Origin of the sequence: Devosia sp. YR412 (assembly GCF_900110945.1) — a bacterium.
Classification (GTDB): domain Bacteria; phylum Pseudomonadota; class Alphaproteobacteria; order Rhizobiales; family Devosiaceae; genus Devosia.
This window is the reverse complement of record NZ_FOFL01000001.1, coordinates 1,074,194-1,096,333: the sequence shown is the minus strand read 5'-3', so window position 1 is coordinate 1,096,333 and position 22,140 is coordinate 1,074,194. Positions and strand designations below refer to the sequence as shown.

The window sequence follows — 22,140 nt, the reverse complement described above, 5'->3', positions numbered from 1 at the left end:
GGGAGCGAGAGAATGAATGGCCTAAACTTGAGTGCACATGCCACCACCCGCATGCATCAACGTGGCATCCGGAGCGAAGTTGTTGAAGCCCTGCTTACATACGGGCGGTGCGAGCGCTCTCGCGGTGCCGATGTGTACTTTGTGGACAGGCGCACTCGAGAACGGGTTCGCGAGGAAATTGGGGGCAAGCGTTTCGCAAGGATCGAGAAGAGCTTGGATGCCTACTTGGTGGTTGGCGAAGACGGCACGCTCATCACTGCCGCTCGCAGCCTTCGTCGCTTTCGCCGTCAATAGGGGGCATTGATGCTTCGCAGTTTGAGCGCTCAATGGACAGCTTTGTTTGATGCACCGTTTGGTGCCTATGAGCAGGATGTTCTTCGCCGGTATGCTCTTGCAGCATTGCTGCCTGAAAAGGGCCAACGGGGCCACGCCATCTCGGAATCGTTCCTGAAGTGGTATCAGAACCATCGTGATCTGTTGGGTTTTCGTGTCGCGCCACTAGAAGCCATCTTGCGAAGAAGCAAGGCAAGTCGGGAGTTCCCGAGCTTGATCGAATGGCAGTACACGATGCGAGATCTCCCAACCTATACAGCCAAGCGTCCGACGCCTTCGGCGTTTCAAACCCGTCTCAATTGGGTCGCCGATACATTAGGTTTGAGCGTTAGCGAGAGTGCCTTTCTGGGCGCCGTCGTTCGGATGACCCGTGTCCAACCGTTTTTCGAATTTTATGACGCGGTAATGGTTGGTCACAATAGCGACGACGAAGTTCTGGCCACTACCGCGGCCAGGATGGCTGGACTGACACCACGCGAAAGCTGGGGCATTACCGACCGCCGGGGCGCGCTTGTCCAGCTGGGTCTCATCGAAGACCGTGGAGGCGGGGACGTTGCAGCATCCGCTACCGTAGTTGATCTGCTTGCGACAAGGTCAAGCGACCCACAGGTGCTGCGCCATTCGCTTTTGGGCCAGGCCTCCAAAACAGAGCTTTCGTTGGCTGACTTCGACCATCTAGGGGCGAGCAGCCGAACGGTTTTGACCCTCCTCGATGGAGCTCTTGAACGCGGTGAGAGTGGCGCGAGTCTGTTGTTTTATGGAGCGCCTGGCACGGGCAAGACCGAGTTTGCAAAGCTCGTGGCTTCTGAAATTGCAGCTGACGTCGTGTTCATCGGGGAACGGCGGACTGACGCCAGCGCTCGCAACTTTCGATCCGAGCCGTCGCGGTCGGATCGACTGTCTCATCTCGCTTTTGTCTCAGCATTGGCGTCGCGTGCGGGTAGGGTCGTTCTTGTCATTGACGAGGCGGATGAAGTTTTTTCTGGTGTCGACGACGAGGATGGCTTCAGCCGCTCTGGCTCGAAGGTCTTTATGAATCGGGTCGTCGAGAATTGTCCTGTACCCATGATCTGGATCACTAATCATCCCGACCGTTTGGGCGAAGCTGTTCTGCGCCGCATGCTGTTCGCCGCAGAATTTCGTGATGCAGATCGCTCCACAAGGCGCCGCATCATTGAGCGCCACGCGTCCGAGCACAAAATCCAATTGTCTCCTCTGGCACTTGAAGGGCTGGCTGGGCTGCCAGCCACACCTGCACTTCTAGGGACTGGGTTGCGAGCTGCCGCAATAGCCGCTGTTCAGAGTGAAGACGCAGGCCAACTTGCAATCTCTGTAACTCGGTCATTGCTCCGGGTCGCAGGGCGAGTGATCCCGCCGTCATCGTCGGGTGAAACCATGGCTTTCGATGCCAGTTTCTCGCAGGCCGATGTCGACCTTCCCGAGCTTGAGAAGCAGGTCGTGGCTGCAGGTCCAGGCGCCTTATCGTTTCTTCTGTCTGGTCCGCCGGGAACAGGAAAAAGCGCATTTGCCCGTCACCTTGCAGAGCGCTTGGAGCTCGAAGTGCTGGAAAAGAAGGGGTCAGACCTTCTTGGTATGTTTGTGGGCGAGACAGAGAAGCGAATAGCGGATGCTTTTGCCCAAGCTGCTGAAGCAGGTCGGTTCTTGATCTTGGATGAAGCTGACTCGTTGCTGTCCGATCGCGCCGGTGCCCAGCGCAGCTGGGAAATCAGCCAAGTCAATGAAATGCTGACCTGGATGGAGCGACATCCGACGCCGTTTGCGGCCACAACCAACCTGTCAGGGCGTTTTGACCCCGCAACGCAGCGCCGCTTTCTATTTAAGGTGCAGTTTGCTCCCATGGTTCCAGCACAGATACAAGGTATCTTCCGTCGAACCTTCGGGGTGGATGCACCACCGCATGTCTCGAGTTTGCCCCAGCTCACACCTGGCGATTTTAATGTTGTCGCCCGCCGAGCAAAAGTGCTCCGAGTGACCGATCCTATCCTTATAGGGGACATGCTCGAAAAAGAAGTTCTGGCAAAACCCGGTGTTACGCGCCGTATCGGCTTTTGAGAACTCTCTCGAAACTAAATGCCAACAAGGGTGATATTGCGATTTGAAGTTGAGCAGTATCATTTCTTTGTCGATGGGCTGATTGATTCCGAACAAGTTCCGTTTTCTGAGTAAGTTATGTTCTATCCATTCCTCGTGTCTGATCCTCGCTCTGGGTTGCGTTTTCGTCCAAATGACAAGCTGCTGAGTGAGCTCGCGCTTGCTCCCGCAGAACTTGAGTGGCTTCCAGGCAAAGCGATAGCTCGCATTGTGGAGCCGGTTTGGGCCGATAGCCTGGCCAACGCTCCCGTGGAGACAATTGCCGCTGTGTCGTCGGCTTTGGCCAATCTGGTGGTTGCGACGCCGAATCTGCGGCTACCAAACTTGGAGGCTATGCCGGAGGGGCGCGCGAGACGACATCTTCTAGCGCTAGCTGGTATCTGGCGTGAGTTAGGGGAGGCGCTGCCTCAAGGTTTGGGGGCCGTTCGACACGCATTGGAGTTGTCGCATGGCCGCTTTTTGAGTGCACTACCTGTTGTCGAAGGATCATTGGATCCTGTGGCGCCAGCCGCGATGCGGGCGCTCTATTATCGACTGAAAAGCGAGTTTGGCACGGTTCCAAATCAAGAAGGCAGTCGACTAGCGGCCCCTGGCACGCGACTTCACGCCGTGCAGGGTGGGCTCACGGAAGCGACCATCGAAGTTGGCAAACGGGATGGCAGCATCTCCTTTTACGGACTGAGGGACCCCAACGCCTGCGCTAACTTTGCTGCTGCCCGGGCCCGAATGATGATCGAGGCCGGTGAGCCCGCAAACTCGATCGCGGTTATGACGACGGGTAACACACGGCTTCTGGAGCGGGCGTTCGCGCATCAAGGCGTCCCACTTTCAGGTCTGCCGGGACAGCTTCCGAAAAGAGATGTGCTGGGGGAGACGGCGCTATTCTTGCTTTTGGCTAAGCGTTCACCGACGCCGTCCATGGTGCTTGCTAGCTTGGCGTTGTCGCCGGTCATGCCTTGGGATCCCCAAATTGGGCGCGATCTAGCCGAAAGCCTTGCTGGCGGTGATTATCGGGGTACAGCCCTGCGTGATACGCCAGCTCATGTGGCACTGTGGGATGACATTCGAGCCTCGGCGAGTAGCCTTTCACAGCTGCGATTTCTGATTGACCGCATTTGCTCGCAGCTTTCTCAGGGCCAGGCTTTGCGCGAGCTTATCGCGATACCACAGGTCGAAGGAACGCCAGATTGGGATGGACTGCTCCGTGCGATTTCAGTCGGACCGCACGCTATCGGAGACCCGGTCCGAAATCTGGAAGGTGTCAGCATTTGGAATGCCAGTGAGAGCCCATGGCGGCCCTGCTCTCACCTGATCGTTGTCGATTTTACCGAGGGGGCCTATCCAAGCCGACCCCGCCCGAACCCCCTATTTTTGGATAGCGAAGTTGTTGCGGTGCGTGAAGCAACTGGCTTGACGCTTTTCGGTCGGGCAGAGGGTTTAGCTGCTAGCCTTTCCCTGTTTGACCAGCAGATCCAGGCGGCGGCACAAAGTGTCACATTCTTGGTGCCAAGACGCGACTTGGCTGGGTCACGGCAGGCGGCGTCTGCTGGCATGTCACTTATGGCGAGAGTATTTGATGGGTCGCCCGATGCGAGTGACTTGATTGTCGATTTGTCGACGGTGCCGCCCGAGCAGTGGCCCATTTCTCATCATCAACCGCCACCGCCATCCACGACATCGTCGCCGCTCGGCGCGTTGGACCTATCCGGAAGAGACCTGCTGGCGCTGAGGCTCGACGAAAACGGCGTTGCGAAACCACAGTCTCCATCGCGCCTAGAAACTCTATTGGTCAGCCCCTTCGCATGGCTTTTGGAAGAGTTAGGTGTGCGAGATCTGTCTTGGGCGTCCGAAGGTCTGGACGTGATCATTAAAGGTAACATCGCCCACGACGTTTTCGAGAACCTGTTTGTGCCGGGTGATGCTTTTCCGGATGCAACGAGCATGCCCGAGACGTTGCAGACGATATTTGATCGTGCGCTTGGGCGACACGCAGGTTTCCTTCGCGGATCGGCGTGGGAAATGGAGCGGCGGGGCCTAGAGAGCGATATCTTGCAGGCGGCGCTGAGGTGGCGCGAGCATTTGGTCAATCTCGGCGCCAAGATCGTCGGCAACGAGATTTGGCTGGCCGGAACGGCGCATGGGGTTTCATTGAGAGGCAAAGCCGACGCTATCCTTTGTATGCCGGACGGCAGTCTGCTTGTTGTTGATCACAAGAAAAGTGGCACTGCCGGGCGCAGGAAGAGAATGGAGGCTGGATGGGATCTGCAAGCCGGCCTCTATCGCGATATGATCGCGCGCCCGACGCGGTCGGAAGGCGATGGCATGGATCCGCTCGTCGGTCGCAGGGTTGGCATTGGCTATCACCTTATGAATGACGGCGGTTTGCTGACGTCGGGTTTCTTGCCTGTCGCAAGCTCTACGGCGCGAGACATGGGAGAGCTGATCAACGAGGGGGCGGTTGCCAAACTCGGCGAGCGCTTAGGTGAGCTCAAGTTGGGGCGGATCGTTCTCAATACGACCGATGACGAGGCCTTCTTCAAGAAGGAAGCCGGCTTCACGCCCTATGCTCTGACTGATGGTTTGCTTTTGGTTCGAGCCTTCGTCCAGCAAGCGGTGGCGGAGGAATAATTATGGATCAAGGACTGACCATTGTCCCGGCCGGCGCTGGGGCAGGCAAAACGCATCGCATCAAGACGCAGCTCTCAAACTGGGTGAAGCGCGGAGTCGTTCGCCCTGACCGCATCTTGGCTGTGACGTTCACTGAGGCTGCTGCTAGCGAGTTACGTGAACGCATTCGGTCGGGCTTGCTGGCTGATGGTCTGGTGACGGAGGCAATGGCCGTTGAGCGCGCCTATGTGTCAACCATCCACGGTTTAGGGCTGAGACTGCTGAGCGAGCATGCCTTGGCGGCAGGCGCATCACCCCAGCCGCGCCATCTCGGTGATGCTGAGCGGGATCTACTGATTCGCCAGTGTCTTGCTCATGCCACGGCCCTTGATCCGATAAAGGCGGAACCAGCCCGCTTCGGATACCAAGCCAATTGGCAGTCGGGCGATACAATCGAGGATGCCCTACGCGGCAGAGTTTTGTCGATGATCGACTTGCTCCGAGGTCTGGGCGATAACGGGCGATCCCCACACATTACCGCGCCCGCACTAACGCGACTTGACGCATTGTATGGGCCCGTTTTGAGTGACGCTAGTGCAGCAGCGGCAGCTCTTCATTCTTGCGTCCGGGCAATGACCACCGCCTTTCCGAATGGCGGCATGGAAACCGTGACGGCAAAAACCCCGAGAGAACGGCTCGATAAGGAAGCCCAGCTCTTTGCACGGGTGGTTCGATCGCCAGACCTGCTCGATCGCGATTGGACGATCTGGCAAAGCCTCCGCAACCTGTTCCTATCAAACAGGAGTAGCAAAACCCCGCCTGGTTACGATGAATTGGCAACGACGATTATGTCCGCCGCTGATGTCCTGCCAAGTCATCCAGGGCCGCTCGAGGACGCAAAGCTCCATCTTCAATGCTTGGTATCGTGCGCCCAAGAGGTGATGACTGCATATGAGGCGCGCAAGAAAGCGCTCGGTCTCATAGATTTTGCTGACATGATCACAGGTGCCGAAAAGCTGTTGCGAACGAATAGCTTGGTTCGCGACGCGGTGTTGGGTGAGATTGACTGCGTCATCATCGATGAGTTCCAGGACACCAATCCTGTTCAGTTCGCCTTGCTCTGGCAATTGGGTTCAAGGGCGCCCCGCAGTTTGCTCGTTGGCGATGTGAAGCAGTCCATTATGGGCTTTCAGGGAGCCGATCCAAGATTGTCGCAAGCTCTGGCGGCGACCAACCCGGATGCGACTGAGCCACTTGGTTCAAATTGGCGCTCAACGCCTGCGATGATGGAGTTCATCAATTCCATGGGCGCTGGGTTGTTTGGAAGCGGATACAACCGACTCGAGCCAACCCGCAGCGCCGTCGACGGCCCGGCGCTAGAAGTTCTTTACGCGAGCAAAGGTCGAAATGTTCAGGCTTTCGCAAAGCCGCAAGAGCATGTGGCTGAACGCATCGTTCAGATTCTCAACAATGGGGAACTGGTCACCGATAGAACGACGCAAGCTGAGCGCCCAGCGAAACCTTCAGACATAGCGTTGCTTGTCTGCCGTCATTCTACAGCTATGCGATATGCCCAAGAATTGCGGGCCCGGGGCGTTCCGGTCAGAATTGCAGAAGATGGTTGGGCAGGAAGCCTCATAATCCAAGTTGCGCGGGCCGCGCTGAGCTTTGCTGCAAATCCATCTGACACACACGCAGCACTGGTGTTGCGTACGCTAGGTCCCGATCCGTTGGACCTACAAAAGGCAGTGTCGGACCTGGCTGATGGAACGTTGCGCGAGGATCCAGTTCTCGTCCGCCTTGCTGAGCTTTCGGATCGGCTGGTTGGAGTGCCAGTTTCTGTGGCTCTGGAACTCGTTCTTGAAGCGTCAGCAGTCTACCGCTGGGCAGCGTCGCTTGTTGATGGGTCCCAAAGTCGTGCCGACTTGCTCCGCCTTCAGGCCGAGGCTGAAGCGTTTGAAGCTGCGCACCGAGATCTCAAGGCTGCCTCGGGATTTCACGGGGAGACTGCAAAAGTCTTTCTGGGCTGGCTGGATGCGCAGGGAGGTGAGCGTGACTTTGATCGCCGTCCGGACCCATCGTCCATCGGTGCGGATGCTGTTGAGATAGTGACCTGGCATGCCTCTAAAGGGCGAGAGTGGCCGATCACCGTTGTAGCGGAATTTGACAACGGCATTGAGGAGCGACCGGGGACATCCTCGACGCGATTTGAAGCGCTGGACAATATCAACGACATAGCTGCTGTCCTTGAGTCAGCGCAGTTGATCCATACTCCGACGATGGTTGCCCCAGAGGCTCAAACTCGGTTTGTCGAAGATCGCCGAGGTGATTTTGAGACCAACGCACGGAACTTACTCTATGTAGCGCTGACGAGGGCTAGGGATAGGCTAATCCTTGAATGGCCAGGGTTTATGAAGGACCGCGAGGACGACGCCCAGCTGGCTCGCGCCCTGTTTCACGTTTTCGAGGACGCATGCCGGCCACGCCGTAAGGCAAATAGTCTTGCTATCGGCGACGTTGAGTGCGCTGCTTTGATCACCAACCTTCCAGAGCAGGCTGGCTTTACCGCATATGTTGCGCGGCAAGCCACGGGCCTACCCGAGATGGGTCGCGCTACGCCTTTGCCCTCGATCAGTCTAACGCCATGGCGACTTCAGCCCTCCCAATCGTCTTCGTTGGGCTACGTCCCAGAGAGCCACGCGGTTGTGTTGGGTGAACCGTGGGCGAAGTCCACAAACGACATAGATCGGGGCACCGTGTTGCATTTAGCACTGAGGACATATTTGACACGGCCAGACCTGGGGCCAGCGCTGGCTGAAGCGACGGGGCTTAGTTCGGAGGTCTTGGGGCTCGTCAGTGAGCGCGCAGAGGCCATCAGACTTTGGCTCGAAGCTAAAGGTTACAAACAGTTTGAATGTGAGGTGCCTTTTCTCGGGCGCACGGCGGGAGGGGCTGAAATCCCAGGCGTGATCGATTTGCTGGCCACCAATGCCGCCGGCTCGATTTTGATCGATCATAAGACCGGAGGAGCAGGGACTGGGCTTGGTGGGTATTGGCCACAGCTCGCAGCTTATGGGCGAATTGTCTCTCAGCTGATGCCCAATCAGCCGCTTCAGCAGGTCGCCATTCATTGGGTCGATCAAGGCACGCTGGAAGTCGTCGACTTTGCGGCGGTTGGGCTTCATCCGCAAACAATGGGACTGAAATAGTGGCTTGGGGAATTTTGTCGCCGGATGCGGTTATTTCGCAGCGACGTCAGCAGAATTTGGAGCTTGGCGCAGCAGTTCGTTATTTCAACGACGCCGCCGTTCCGGGTTTGGGTGGCATGTGGTTCGCCATGCCCGTCGTGTGGTCTGTAGTAGCGGTCTCGATTGCTGAGAAGCTTCAGCAACCTGCGCTACCCGTTGGAAACGCCATCGAAGCTCTGGCTATGAGTCAAGCCAAGGACGGTCCGATTGATCGGCGTGTGCGCGGAAAGCGTAAGCTGCAGGGACTGACTGACTGGAGCTTTGAGAAGCTTCGTAAGCGCGGCACTTATGTCGTTCAACCAATCCGTATGGCTATGGTCCAGCCGTTGGTCGCTTTGGGGTTTGCGCAAGGCAGCCGCTATGGCGCTTTCCAGCTTCACACGGCCGGCAAGCGGATGCTCGAGTTGCCGATTGTAGAACACTACCGTGATACGTTGCTCGCCTGGGCTAACGGCAAGAACCCGCGTGGACTTAGCGAAGTCATAGCCGCGATAAGCCCGACCGAAGATGTTCGCCCTGAAGTGCGAAAATTGATCCTCGCAAGGCTTATCGATGGGGAAGATCAGGCCAGTACGCGCAGGCGCAATTTGGTCTCGTTGGGAACCGGCCCTTCCTCGCAGCAGCTTGAAAACACGCGGCCACCGCCTGGTGTTGACGACGACCATTGGCGCGACTTGCGCGGTGGCGCGGCATTCATGGAAATCCGGGATGCGGCACTGTCTGTTCTTGATCGCCTTGAGCAGCGGCTCTTGAAGCTTCGCGACGACAACGAAGCGGTTCGGCTATCGGAGGAACAAGCTGCGTCCGCCGCTGAAGAGGAAATTGAGGCACTAGGTCGTCTAACGGATCGCCTTGGTGATCGCGTCAGAGGCGCAGACGAGCCAGTTAGTAAGGCTTTCCTCGCCGAGCTCGCCAGCCTTGATCCACCACACCTTGTGCGACGATTAGCAGAGCGCGATGGAACGGTCATTCGCTGGCACGGCGACCAGTTGCGATTGGGGGCAGCGGCCGGCGAGCTTAAAAGAAATGATGAGCTTGGAGAGGAAGGTATTCCGCCGAAAGATGATGTATTCGCCCCGCAGCTCTTTCGGCTGTACAACCTTCATTGCTTAGCCACGGAGCTATCTGGGAAAGCCAATCCAGGTGTTACTCGGCATGAGGGAATTGCGTAATGCAAACAACCCTTTATACGCTCTTCATGCCGCCAGAGGACTGTATTGGCGATTTTGGCTTCATCACCGGCTTTACGGCAACTAAGCAAGTCTTGGATCAGATCAAGCGCACATTCTCAGGTGAGGTTGCTCGGCCTGCGCTCGCGGCTTTCATCCATCCCACGATAGATGCACAGTCTGACATACCGGGTCTGGCGTGGATGTGGATGCGGTTGGAGAAGCGAGGATACAACTTGCTTCATGCCAAGGTGGCACTGCTTGGCTTTCGGAAGCGAGAGGGCCGGGGATATGTCATCCGATTGGTGGTCAGTACGGGCAATTGGACCCAGGACCCATTGACCGACAGCATTGATCTGTTCTGGTCGATAGATGTCGATCTCGCGCAACCTAGCGACCAAGACTGTTCTGATGTTCAGGCGGCCTGGAAAATGTTCTCATGGCTCCGACGAAGGGCCGACTGTTCATTGATTGAACAGGAGTATGATGGGCATCGACCCGATAGCTTGCTCGCTGACGCCGTTGCGTTGCTGCCCAAGACCGATTTGGCGCCTCGCTTCGTTGACAGCAGAACGCAACCTCTCCTGTCCCAGGTGACTGAGCGAGTGAGCGGTCTAACGAAGGCGAACCGTTTGATCGTCGGCTCCGGTTACTTCGAAGCCGCTGGCGACGGCGATGCTGGTTTGCTTGAGCGGTTGCGTGAAGCGTTCGTTAAGGACAAGGCGCTGACCAAGAATGCTACGCTCGATTTATTTCTCAACCCACTGTCCTGCCAAGGGATTGCCGAACGAGCCACAGCACTCACAGGTCGTGGCTGGGCGTTGCGACGGGCATTCTCGGAGAAGCATGGCGAGGACGGAAAACTTCATGCAAAATTTGTTCTGGTCGCCAAACTTAACGCCAACGAGGAAGTAAAGGGCAAGCTGTACCTGGGATCGGGCAACCTAAGTCGGGTGGGGTTTGAAACAGCAGCCAGCTCAGGTGGTAATCTTGAGGCTGGCGTCGTCATTGATCTACCAGACAACGCCACCTGGCGTGGCAAGGCCGGCATTTCCATAATGCTTCCGTTGCAGTTCGAAAACACAGTGACCTTGAAGGCGCTACGGCCGGGCGACGATTTTGTTTCTCCCGAAGAGCCGACAGAGCAACCACCTGTATCTTGGTTGGTTTGGCGCGATGGGGTGCTCATGGGCCCCGATGGTGCTGAGATCGATGTCGTAGACGCGGGAAATCAAGTGGTTTGCACGCCGTGTGAATGGCCTGGCCCCCCGCCGTCCATTGTGACGTTGGCGCATGGTGGTTGGCGTCTGCCGGTCATTGCGGAGGGTGTCTTGGTTGTGCCGCGTCGATCAGAGCTTACTGTCGAAGATATCTTAGCGGGTCTGGCAACATTTCCTGAACCCCAGGAGATAGATCGACCGGATGATGCCCCAGAGGGGGAAGAGCCGATTGTGACTGATCAGCCATCAGCAGGGGCTCCAGAATCCGCATATGCTATTCGGAGGATGATGCATCTCTTGGTCAAAATCAGCGAGGCGCAAAAGCGCGTTGATCAAAGAGACTGGCAGCGCTGGTGTCGTGAGCTGCGTGGCAATCTGAGCGACATCGTAAAAACAGAGCATGCGATGCTGGAGTTTTTCCGCAGCGCCGGCGCAGACCCGCTTTCTATTTTGGCGGATCCGCGCATGAGGCCACCGCGAACCCAAGACACGATCCTTCGTGCGGCACTTGCAGATGTAAAGCAGGTCTGGGGCCTCGCGTCATGTCCATCGCTTTGGGACAGGGAGGCAGATCACAAATGAATTGGGAGACTGTCGCCGAAGAACTAGATGCGTTTGCAGTGCAGCAAACTGAGCTGCTGGACCTTGGTCAAAGGTCAACCTTGGCCGAACTCGCACGCCGGATTCGAGCGGGCCAACGCGCTGCTCTGCTGGCCGATGAGGTGGGTATGGGCAAGACGCGGATCGCTGTTGCGCTCATCGAAGCAGTGCGACGCGCTGGTGGTCGCTCCGCCATCGTTCTGCCAGCAGGGTTGGGCGTTCAATGGCAAAAGGAGCTTCGTCGCTTTAGACAAGACGACCGCACGCTTTTGCCGCTGCGCAGTTACTATAGCTTCATCTCGGGCTATCTGCGCGATGGAGATCCTGAGGGTAATGCGACGCGTATCGAAAACCACAAAAAGTGGATGAACGATCGGCGGCAGCAACGGGAACTCCCAGAAAATGACTGGAGCAGCGAGAGCGTTGTGATGATTTCTCACACCTTCGCGGCGATGCGATTTCCTCATGGCGGTGAAAATGCGGCTCATGGATGGCGACGGGAGCTGTTGCCAAATGTAGCTCGTCTTCTTGAGGGGCGGCGCCGCAACTTTGTACGCGGCAATTTCTACAACAACGAAATTGAGCTTGTTCGCGCGAGCCGCAGGGCAGCTGAAGTGATCGCCGAGGCGATCACGAAACATGCGCTAGAGTGCGATCTATCTGGTGATCAGAAGTGGCTATCGGCCGCTGAATATAAGCGCAAAATCTTGCCGCTGATCGGCTACGCTTTAGGTCAGTTCGACTTGGTGGTGGTCGATGAGGCCCACAAATCGCGCGGAAGCGACTCCAGCTTATCCAACATTTTGGGCCCGGTGACATGGGAGGGTTCGGATCCATTCCGCTTAGGAATGACCGCGACACCGGTCGAGTTGGAAGCAGACCAATGGGTCAACACGCTGGAGAGAATAAGCGGCCGCGACGATGATCGAGACGTGTCTGATTTGGGCGAACTGGCAAAGTGGATCCGCGGTTACGTTGAAAGTGTCCAGCGCATCAAGCGGGAGGAGCTGGACAACCCGCTTACCTCGGCATTCGAAAGCGCAGCGACAGAGTTTCGTCGAGCACTGCAGCCCTTCGTCATACGGCGCGACAAGCGTGACGATCCCGAGTTCCAATCCTTCCAAGATCGCTTCGGAGACTATCGTCTTGTGAAGGACTTGATCGTTGTGCCGAAAAATGAGGGCTTCACAATCGATTGGCTCCGACGGTTTTGCGCTGCGGAGGCATTGTCTTTTTTACCGCAAGACGATCAGCGCATTAAACGAGCCAGGATTTCGGTGGCACAGGGATATGGCTTTGGCCTATCGAGCGACGAGGATGCCGACACGCCTCTGAGCCAAGATGAAGGCAATGAGGGTACTCACGAAGTTTGGCTAGATGCGTTCGGTAAGGACGCCGGTGATATTTACGATCACCCGGCAATTTTGGCTGCGACGCGGCTGATTGAGGGCTACGCTACGCGCGGCGAGAAGGTGCTCGTGTTTGGGCGGTTCATTAAGCCGATGGACGCCCTCACCAAGCTGCTAGACGCTCGAGAAATGCTCCGACGGTTGCGCGATGGGCAGCATTGGCCTGGCAAGTCTGTCCATAAGGAGAGCATTGCCGCAGTATTGGCTGCGGCACGGGACCAAGAATTGGCGGCACCAGCAGCAGGGATCGCAGCCATCGATGCCATTCTGGCTACGAGATATGGCGAATGGTCCAATGCCAGGCGTTCGGAGCTAGCGCGCTTACATCGTGAAATCGAAATGCTGGCCGAGCATGACGCGTTGGCAGCACTATTGGTGCGCTTCTTGGCCCCAGATCCAGCTCAGGAACTACACGGCGACATCGGCTCTCTGCTTGAGGCGCTAGATGCTCGTCGTCCGTCGTCAGCACATCCTTGGACTGGCGATGAGATACTGATGCTATTTAAGGCACTGATTGGGGAATTGTCGGGCGACGACGAAGAGGAAAGTCATGAGACCTTACAAGCGCGTCTGGCATTGCATCTGGCTGACTATTCAGGGCGCGAGGGCAACTTTGCGCGTATGATGTCGGGCGCGACAAATCCGCAGACGCGGCGCCTGCTTCAGGCAGCGTTCAACCGGCCCGCAAGTTGGCCCATGGTACTGATAGCCCAGTCGCGCGTTGGTCGTGAGGGACTGAACCTTCATGAAGCCTGCCGTACGGTAGTCCTGCTGCATGCAGAGTGGAATCCTGGCGTTGTAGAGCAGCAAATCGGGCGGGTTGACCGCAAGGATAGTCTTTGGCTGAAAGAGTTACGGGAGTGGGAGAGTAGGGGGGCTGTTGGAGATCCGCCTCGCATCGTGATCCACCCGGTTGTCGTCCAGGGGACCTATGACGACTACAATTGGCAGGTCCTCAAGGAACGATGGTCCCAACTGCGGGCACAGTTGCATGGCGATGTTTTGCCTCATATCGTGCGTGCGGGTGCCCACAGTGCAGAGAAACTGTCCCTTATAGATCGCATCGATAACGCCACGCCTCGTTTCGCGCCTCCCAGCGTTAGGCTGGAGAAAGGCGATTAACTAGGCCACGGTCAGCGTGAAAACGCCTCACCATCGTCACCTAGATAATTCCGTGCGCGCCGTTCATGGGGCCGACGCTCGAACTCCGACCATGTCGTCACACACTCTAGAGGTGTCGGACAGGGTGAAGTCATTCCTACGTCGGAGCACGGGGGCATTGCCGATTGCTCTGCTCCACAGCGCCATTTCCGATGTCAAAGGCCTTGCGCCCAATCCCGGGTTTTGCTGGGCAACACTGGGAGGTCTCTCATTTCGAGGCCGAGGAGCATCGCTTCGCCAATAAGCTGTTTTGACAGACAAATTGTGCCAGTCGCAGCCCGAGGGCATCCAAAAGTGCGTTAGAAACGGTTTCCTAGAATGGACCCTTTGCCATCTCTAAGTTCGGAGAAGCAGGGCTTAATTGAAACATTCTACCTTTTTGATACAGCCAGCTACGGGGATTTGCGCCAGCTCTCTATATACTGGGCAGGCAACTAATTTCCGCCTGCATCCGAAACCAAGTCAGGATGCAAAATGGCCGCCAGCCATCACGATAATCTCCCCGTTTCTATCGATCACGTCCAGCTGGACGCAGACAGTGTGTCGTCCGACACCAATTCTCAGATTTACGCAGGAGCACCTAATCCTGCCGAGTTGGAGATCCGGGCCTACCTCGAAGCGAACGACCTATATGTGGGAAGCGACGGCGACATCCGTCTCCTTGAAATCCCCGCCAGCTCTGCTGCTGACATTGCAACTGTTGCCACTGCCGCCGCACCAGCGGCACAAGCGGTTATTGATGACCTCTTGCTCGCGTGTTCGCCCCATAAAACGAAGATTTTGAATGCTGCGCTGCGCAAGGTCTTGCGCGACGATGGGCGAGATAGAAGGAAGTCTATTGTCGATGGCATTGCGTGCCCCACGCAATCCGACAGACAATGCGAATTGACGGTCGCATCTTTCCGAGATCTGCTCGCCAAAATGTTAGACGGTGACGCGGATATCAACACCAAGGTGCTGTGTCACTTCATCTATCAGGTCAAGCGCAAGCTCTCAAAACTCCCTGTTCCTGACCACTTGATGCCCGTCATTGTGAGCAGGCAGCAGGGTGTAGGCAAGACCACCTTTGTCAACCGGTTGGTTGAGCCGATGGCCGAGCTCGCTAAGTCGGTTCTGTTCTCCGACATTGCGGACCCTCGTTCCATCCACGTGTTTCGGCATACTGTGCTCGTTGTCGACGATATGGAAAAGCTTAGTGCCCACAACATCCCTGTCGTTAAGAACCGGATCACTGGCGAGGATGTGACAGGCCGAGGAATGCGTTCGAACCGGGAATTGAGTACCCAACAGCGAGCAACATTCATCGGAACCTCCAACATGTCCGTCGCCGCTCTCGTTCCCGATGAAAGCGGCAACCGCCGGTTCTACGAGATGACGTTCCGCGCCAATTCGGCAGCGGCGGGGAACACTGGGATCTGGGACGATATCAACGCCACCGACTTCAAAGCCTTGTGGCGCTCGATCGACCCATTCGGTGCCTCGCCCCTGGCGGATGTCCGACTGGAGATCTTTGGCAGGGGTAGTCAGTCAGAGAGCAAAAGCAGCGTGCATAGTTGGTCCAGGCGGCTGGACATTGATAGCGAGGCGGTGGGTCGCGTTCTTCAACCGCAGGGTGCACCGTCGCTCGACTTGTACGATTTATACTGCGAGCAAACCCAAGACACTCAAACCTCGGTACAGAGCTTTGGCAGGTTGATGCGCGAGGCGACGAAGGATGCGTCCGTCCCGTTCAATTGGCCCAAACGTCATGCACGTGGCTTTTTCTTCCCGCTTCGTGGAAAGTAATCTTCGGTGGGCGAAGCGAATTACCATCGCGCCGCGTATACATCATACATATCCTACATTTTCAGCATAATGCCGGTTCCGAATATGAGTGATTTACACGCGGAGTGGAGTGACCTCTATCGTCCTCAAATTTACGAAGACGTCCTTGGTCAGAAGACGCCTTGCGCGTTCCTAGGAGGGCTAACTGCAAACGGTCAGAAGCACAAGCGCAACATACTCTTGTTTGGCGATGTCGGGTCCGGCAAAACTTCCCTTGCGCGCATTTTCGCGGCAGCGCTCAACTGTGCTTCTCCGGACCCTGAAACTGGTTCACCATGCTTGAAATGCAAGCATTGTGATGGCGAGCCGGATAATCTGTTCGAGTATGATGTTCCTGGGAGTGGGGGCAGCGTCTCCGAGATCGGCCGGTTCGTCGAACAGAATGCTAGGAACGGACGGCCAGATCGGCCGACTGTCTTATTTTTTGATGAAGCGCAGAGCCTTGAGCTAAAGGCCTGCCTTTATCTGCTCAAGCGTCTAGAGGCGGCTCAGATCGATGCCAAGGCTCCGGTTTTCGTCTTCGCGACCACAGCACCAGAGAAGCTCGCGCCCGCCCTTCGGTCGCGCCTAGAGAGGCTGCACGTCGCCGCATTGGACCGTGATGACTGCCATAATCTCCTTCGATGGATTACCGATAGCGAGGGCCTGACTGTTGAGGACGGGGTGTTCGATTTAGTCATACGGTATGCTGGCCGCCAACCGCGCAATTTGATTGCTGCCCTAGAGCTCGTCGCGGATCGCAGGTTGAAGGTGGTCCAAATTGCTGAGGCTAAAGAAGCGTTCGGTTACGATCAGGTCAATGATCTCGAGGAGTATTTCATCGCCCTGGGCAAGGGCGACATAGACGCGGTGTTGCGTATATTTTATCGATGGCGCTTGCCCATTGCGCAAAGAATTCAATGGGTGGAATCCTACCTCGCATCATTCTATCTGCGTACGATCAACGGCTATGATGCCCCGGGCGACGCTGTGGTCGATAGTCTGAATCGAAGCCGCCAACGGGTAGCGGATGCCTTTCTTCAGCGCCTAAATCTGACCAGTATCGCCGAACTGGCACCAACCTGGCGCGCCATGATGGAGTTTTGGGCTGACTTTCCAACTCGCCCATCGGAAGCAAAGTGCGAGTTGAAAATGGGACTGTTTCATGGGCGCACTATCGATGCCAACTGGGCGGTGTCCGTACGGACCGTCCTGCCCAAAGCAAATGTTGGATCCGGCATTGCAGAGCGAATTACTGACGACGCAGATCTGGATGAGGGTTATCTCACATCTGCAGAGGCGAGAGACATTATCAATGCGTCGTCTTTTTTTACTCAGCGTAGCGGGAGGCTGTTCAACTTCCTGATTAAGGTGCTGCCAAAATCGGGGGCTCATACTTCAGATGATGCAGCAGTCGGTCATATTGATGACAAGGTGGTCGAGATTGAAAATCTGCTGGCCTTGGTAGACCCAGCGGTGCCGATGGCCGCTATCCGTGTCGCCGAAAACACGCCACTGGGCCCGATTGGTTTCGTCGCAGTGAGTTTGCCGAGGCAAGAGCATCCAGACGACCCAAAATTGTCTCCGCTACTGCGCATAGAAGATTGGGTAAAATCCGTCCCAGACCTGACGATTTTGTTTGGCGCGACGACGCGATCACGCGCCATCAACCTGCATTGGAGTATCGTGCGTACGCTATTGGCTGGCCATGTGTCGACTGAGATCGGCATGGTCGAGAAGATGCAAAACTCGGGCTTGGCATCAAACAGCGGCCGTTACACCACTCGCCTTCTTGTTGAGCGCGTTCGCTACTGGGGCCAAGCTTGCCCAGCACTCAGCCAAGGAGAGCTAAGTGGACCTGCCCAACTGAGCTCGAAATTTGCGGCGGGACTTTTCGACAAAGTTACGACCGGCTGGGAAGTTGAGGCCTTTGCCCGGCAAACACTCCGATCGAAAGGACCATTACGATGAGCGATTATGCTTGATTTAGAGTTCATAGCCAACGGGCCCGCCTTGGGCTCACTGGTGCTCTATCGATATAGGCACGAACACCTTCGGCGTGCCGTGCTCGCGAAAATCCAACAGGGCGTCGCGGCAAGTGGCAATCAACTGGTGCTCTGTGATCAATCTGAGTTTGTGAGGCGGATACACGGAGAGGGACTGTTTGTCTCCAAAACGGAGGTGCCATTCCTCGACTGGAGTGAGTTTCTACAGGAGTCTCTGAGGCGGAGTGGACTGCGCCCCGCCGTTCTCACGGACAGCGATGAGCTATCTTCGTGGATGGATGGAGGAGAATCAAGCGAGCAAGATCAGGTTGATTATGGCCTGGGTGGGTTGGTCGAGATGGCGAGGCATCGACCATCAGGGTCACCCTCGGCTATCTTGCTGGTAGATCAGGTATTCGTAGAGGATTGGTGGCACGACAAGTCTGCTGACGAGCTGCAAATTGACAGTGTGGCCGATTTCAAACGGGCCGACTTACCGGCACTGGTGCGGGCTCTTGCGGATGGGCAAGACACTATAAGACTCTTGAAGTTGAATAGCGTCGCCCAAGAGGCATGGAACGCTGGCTATCGCTCCGGCGACATGGTGGAGATCATTGACACAGCATCGGTGGCTCTCCTGGCCAATCCTAATTGGAGTTTGCCTGACGAGGAGAAGGCTAACCAGTCAGCGCGTCTATCCAAATCTGTCATGGAGGACGTCATCTTTGGCGCGCAAACGAGACGGCTTGAGGTAATCGAGACCCTTCTTCTCACGGGCTTTTCTGGTGCGCGCATACTAAGAGAGCTGGTCCTAGCAACTATGCGCGCTAGACCGTCGCCAAGCGCTTCGCAAGGTGCCGATGGGGTCTTGTTTCAGCTGAGCTGTCATCGATGGGCAGTTTGGCTCGGTGCTTTGCTCAAACGCGCCCCGAGCCTGGCTTCTGCCGAAGACAACAGCGATGCCGTTTGGACGCGGCCAGATCGCAGGTTAAGCTCGCTATTCTACTTCTTAAGTGAATTTCAAAGGGTGCAAAGCATCGCTAATGCTTGGGACGAGGACCATGAACGTTTGGTTGAAGCTGGCGCTCGATGGTTGAGAAGCAATTTCTTGGACTTGAGCGAGCGGATCTCCAACGGTCTCGAAGGCTTGAAATATGGCAACGGCGAAGCCGAATTCAAATATTTGTCCCGTGATGCCGAGCTGTTGGTCAACGCGCAAAGCTGGCTGACCAAAGACGCTGATGAGGTCACCGCGCGGGAAGAGGCAAAGTGCTACGACGCGCTGGAATCCCTATCCGAGCTAGATGGGCAATCCACGCTAAAGTCTATGTTCTTGAGGCCGTTCGACCACCGTCTTGAGAACGACCGAGCTTACAAGAAGCCATTCCTGCTTGTGGGAGAGCCTGAGGTTGGAAAGCGGAGGGCGGCGGACATATTGGCGCGATTGTTCATTTGCGAGAAGGCAACAGTAGAAACGCCACGGGTGTGCGGGAATTGCGCTGGCTGTCATTCGACCGGTTTCCGCATCGCCAATGTAGACACTTTGGATATAGTTGATCTCGGCGACATGAAGGACTTCCTCCGTGGGCGAGCCCGCAACCGCGGTACAGTTATGGGTCCTCCGGTCACGGTGCTTCACAACATAGATTACTTGCCGGGCGCGATGTGCTTGGAGCTCTTGAAGTCCTACGAGTCGGCCTTTGGGACAGGCCTAACGATTTTCACAGCCACAGATAAGATCGACGTGGACGCGGCTCTGATGTCACGTTGCGTTGTCGTTCATCTTTGGCCTCATAGACCCTGAAAGCAGTGCTATGGCTCTGGGTGGGCACGTTGGATGCGGCAAGTTGCGCGATATTGCGTATGAATGCCAAGCCTAGAACATCAATGAGCTACATCCGCTTGACCCTGACCATGCGGAGTTGGTCTCCATAAGCGGTGGTAATAGACCTAGTTCGTCACCATTCTATGCAGCTAGCCGTCCTCCACAGAGAGCACGGGGACCACGCCTCAGACACGGTCATCAAACCCGTCTCATGCGTGGTCTTCATTCTACCCCATTACCGCCGGTCTCCACTCGACCCCATTTCGGACGTTCAAAACCTTCCTGGAACCTGCCAATAGCAGACGTCGTCCAATAGAGACTTCACCACTATTCAGGTCCACCGCAAGTATCTCGACGGGTCCGGTTTAGCTGAAATGCTCGTAGAGCCACAAATTGCAACTGCGGGAGTAACCCCCGGGCCACCGCCCGGGGAAACTATGCTCAGGCCTTCAACTCAGCCAGAATGCGGGTCGTAATATCGACGTGTTCCTTGAACACGGCATGTGACAAAGTCGCCAAATGGCGGCCATGCATCTCAGCCATGTCAGTGTTGTCAGCTGATGAGTTGGCCAAGAACCCTTCTGCCAGGTCGCGCAGATACTCATGATTTTCGAGCTGTGCCTGGATGTAGGCGATGTCGAAATCTGCACCCGAAGCGGCTTCAATCTTTGCTAGGGTAGCCTTGGCCTTTTCGTCCATTTCAGGGACCTCGGTGCCGAGATCACGCAGGACCTCGGTAACTGCCATCGCTTCGGCAAGCTCGTATCCGGCAAAAATCTTGGCGTGCTCATTGGTCGCCTTTTCTACGGCGATCTTGCTGGTAGCAAGCGAAAGTTCGGCTGGCCCGATGACGCCGTTCCGGAAATCCGCTTCAGTCTTTGCCGCGCTGGGGTCGATCATCGCGGCGAAGGCGGCGGTGCGAAGGATTAGCGGAGAGGCTATGGTCATAGCCACACCCGTCAGAATTACACGACGATCCATATTGTCTCCTTGATGCGCACTCGACGGGAAGCCGGGCGTTGGCGCATCGGGACCACAAGGTTTCGCGACCGTGGACGTTCCGTCACGTTTAGCAGCGTGCCTGACGGTTACGTGAACACCATGCTGGCAAATCCCGACCCCATTTCGGTCATCAGCGAGCGTCGGTGCAACATCCAAAAGCTGCCGTCGTTGAGCGACTGCCTCACCGCCGATGGCGGCAAGGCAGTGGTGGCGTACTAAGCGGTCATAGCGCCGTCGATGGTGACAGCCGCGCCATTAATGAAGCCGGCGTCTGGGCCAGCCAGATAGGCACGAGCGCCGCGGGCTCGGACGCATTGGCCATTCGACCCGCGGGCACCCTGCCGATGATGAATTCTTCCATGCCCGAGGTCATGTCGGTGGTCGTCGGCCCAGGCTGGATGGCGTTTACGGTAATGCCCCTTGGGGCAAACTCGTGCGCCAAAGCGCGCGTCATGGCGGTCAGCGCCGACTTGGAGAGGCCATAGACGCTGGCGCCCGGCACCGCCGCGCTCACCGCGACATTGCTCGAGACGTTGATGATGCGTCCACCCGACTGAAGGTGGCGCCCCGCTTCCTGCATAGCAAAGAACGGCGCCCGGACGTTGATTGCCATGGTGCGGTCGAAATCGGCCTGGGTGAAGTCGTCGATCAATGCATGGACCAGCGTTCCGGCGTTGTTGACCAGAATATCCAGTCCCCCGAGACGCTCGACCGCTTGGCGGATGGCGACCTGCAGACGTGCCGGATCGGCGCTGTCGGCGTGGAGGGCCGAGGCTCTGCCGCCTGCAGCGACGATATCTCGAACCAGGACCTGTGCGGCGTCGGGACTGGCCGAATAGGTGAAGACGACCAAGGCGCCTTGCTCGGCGAGCTTTCGTACAATGGCAGCGCCTATGCCGCGTGAGCCGCCGGTCACTACGGCACGCTTGTTGAGCAGGGGAAGGTAGGCTGACATGTGGTATCCTTTAGTAATGCAGGGAGAGGCATTTTCTGGACTGTTCAGTCCAGAATTGGGCAGGTTGAGCGGTGATGTTGTTTGGCAGGCGCGACTACATGGCTGAGAGCGCCTTCATGGCAAAGTCGGCGACCGCGGCCAGTTCGTCACGACTGGCACCGGCCTGGGCCCGGACCGTCAGTCCCTGCAGCGTGGCATAGAGGAAACTGGCTGCCGCCGTGGCGTCAACGGCCTTGGAAAGTTTGCCCCGCGACTTGGCGGCTTCAACGAGGCCCGCCAGCATGGTCTCAACGCTCGTTGCCGTGCCGCGGGCCAAGGCGGTGACTTCCGGCTGGGCATGGCCAAAGGCGGTGGTCGCGTTGATGCCCATGCAGCCGCGGGCATTCTCGGCAGCGCTGCGCCGAGCAAAGATTGCTAGAAACCCGTGCAATAGGTCGAGCGGGGAAGGGTTGTCCCCCAGGTGGTCGAAGAAGTTCTTGTTGTCGAGCTTATGGTAGCGCCGCAGGCTTTCGAAAAACAAGGCCTGCTTGTCGCCAAAGGTGTCGTACATGGACTGGCGACCGATCTTCATGCCCTTGAGCAAGTCGTCCGTCGATGCAGCTTCGTAGCCCTTGGTCCAGAACACCTCAAGTGCTCCGGCCAGGGCTGCGTCGCGATCGAATTCTTTGGTCCTTGCCATGGACTTCAACTAAGCATTCTGGACTGATGAGT

13 protein-coding genes are annotated in these 22,140 nt (G+C 56.8%); 10 read left to right on the top strand and 3 right to left on the bottom strand.

All coding sequences use genetic code 11. The features are described 5' to 3' along the window. Positions 1 to 303: 303 nt before the first annotated feature. The 9 genes from BM045_RS05225 (at position 304) to BM045_RS05185 (ending at position 19,451) form a co-directional block, all read left to right on the top strand. Complete coding sequence (locus tag BM045_RS05225; RefSeq protein ID WP_092180274.1) at positions 304 to 2,406, top strand: AAA family ATPase; 2,103 nt, start codon at positions 304 to 306, stop codon at positions 2,404 to 2,406. A 117-nt stretch (positions 2,407 to 2,523) separates the two neighbouring features. Beyond that, on the top strand, positions 2,524 to 5,073 hold the full coding sequence (locus tag BM045_RS05220; protein ID WP_092180272.1) for a PD-(D/E)XK nuclease family protein: 2,550 nt from the start codon (positions 2,524 to 2,526) through the stop codon (positions 5,071 to 5,073). A gap of 2 nt (positions 5,074 to 5,075) precedes the next feature. Further along, positions 5,076 to 8,261: a UvrD-helicase domain-containing protein gene (locus BM045_RS05215; RefSeq protein ID WP_092180271.1), complete on the top strand. Its 3,186-nt coding sequence runs from the start codon at positions 5,076 to 5,078 to the stop codon at positions 8,259 to 8,261. Then, positions 8,261 to 9,472: a hypothetical protein gene (locus BM045_RS05210; protein WP_092180269.1), complete on the top strand. Its 1,212-nt coding sequence runs from the start codon at positions 8,261 to 8,263 to the stop codon at positions 9,470 to 9,472. The genes BM045_RS05215 and BM045_RS05210 overlap by 1 nt, the downstream gene beginning before the upstream one ends. Next, positions 9,472 to 11,271 (top strand): phospholipase D-like domain-containing protein, encoded by a 1,800-nt coding sequence (locus tag BM045_RS05205; RefSeq protein ID WP_092180267.1) that lies wholly within the window; start codon positions 9,472 to 9,474, stop codon positions 11,269 to 11,271. The genes BM045_RS05210 and BM045_RS05205 overlap by 1 nt, the downstream gene beginning before the upstream one ends. After that, a complete protein-coding gene (locus BM045_RS05200; protein ID WP_092180265.1) occupies positions 11,268 to 13,820 on the top strand; it encodes a helicase-related protein in 2,553 nt (850 codons plus the stop codon). Before BM045_RS05205 ends, BM045_RS05200 begins: the two co-directional genes overlap by 4 nt. A gap of 513 nt (positions 13,821 to 14,333) precedes the next feature. Beyond that, a complete protein-coding gene (locus BM045_RS05195; RefSeq protein WP_092180263.1) occupies positions 14,334 to 15,644 on the top strand; it encodes a VapE domain-containing protein in 1,311 nt (436 codons plus the stop codon). Between the two features lie 6 nt (positions 15,645 to 15,650). Further along, on the top strand, positions 15,651 to 17,633 hold the full coding sequence (locus tag BM045_RS05190) for an AAA family ATPase (protein WP_139198705.1): 1,983 nt from the start codon (positions 15,651 to 15,653) through the stop codon (positions 17,631 to 17,633). A gap of 6 nt (positions 17,634 to 17,639) precedes the next feature. Next, a complete protein-coding gene (locus BM045_RS05185; protein ID WP_092180259.1) occupies positions 17,640 to 19,451 on the top strand; it encodes a hypothetical protein in 1,812 nt (603 codons plus the stop codon). A 462-nt stretch (positions 19,452 to 19,913) separates the two neighbouring features. On the opposite strand, the gene BM045_RS05180 is transcribed toward BM045_RS05185, so the two are convergent. Continuing rightward, positions 19,914 to 20,453, bottom strand: a complete 540-nt coding sequence (locus tag BM045_RS05180; protein ID WP_092180257.1) for a DUF4142 domain-containing protein — start codon at positions 20,451 to 20,453, stop codon at positions 19,914 to 19,916. 111 nt (positions 20,454 to 20,564) lie between these two features. Here BM045_RS05180 and BM045_RS19270 point away from each other — a divergent pair, with 111 nt between their 5' ends. Next, on the top strand, positions 20,565 to 20,693 hold the full coding sequence (locus BM045_RS19270) for a hypothetical protein (RefSeq protein WP_280139430.1): 129 nt from the start codon (positions 20,565 to 20,567) through the stop codon (positions 20,691 to 20,693). 4 nt (positions 20,694 to 20,697) lie between these two features. Here BM045_RS19270 and BM045_RS05175 read toward each other — a convergent pair whose 3' ends face one another. Both BM045_RS05175 and BM045_RS05170 read right to left on the bottom strand, forming a co-directional pair. Continuing rightward, entirely contained in the window at positions 20,698 to 21,429 is a 732-nt protein-coding gene (locus BM045_RS05175; RefSeq protein ID WP_244522878.1) for an SDR family NAD(P)-dependent oxidoreductase, read from the bottom strand. Positions 21,430 to 21,523: 94 nt separating this feature from the next. Further along, positions 21,524 to 22,108, bottom strand: coding sequence for a TetR/AcrR family transcriptional regulator (locus BM045_RS05170; RefSeq protein WP_092180255.1), 585 nt, complete (start codon positions 22,106 to 22,108; stop codon positions 21,524 to 21,526). Positions 22,109 to 22,140: the final 32 nt, after the last annotated feature.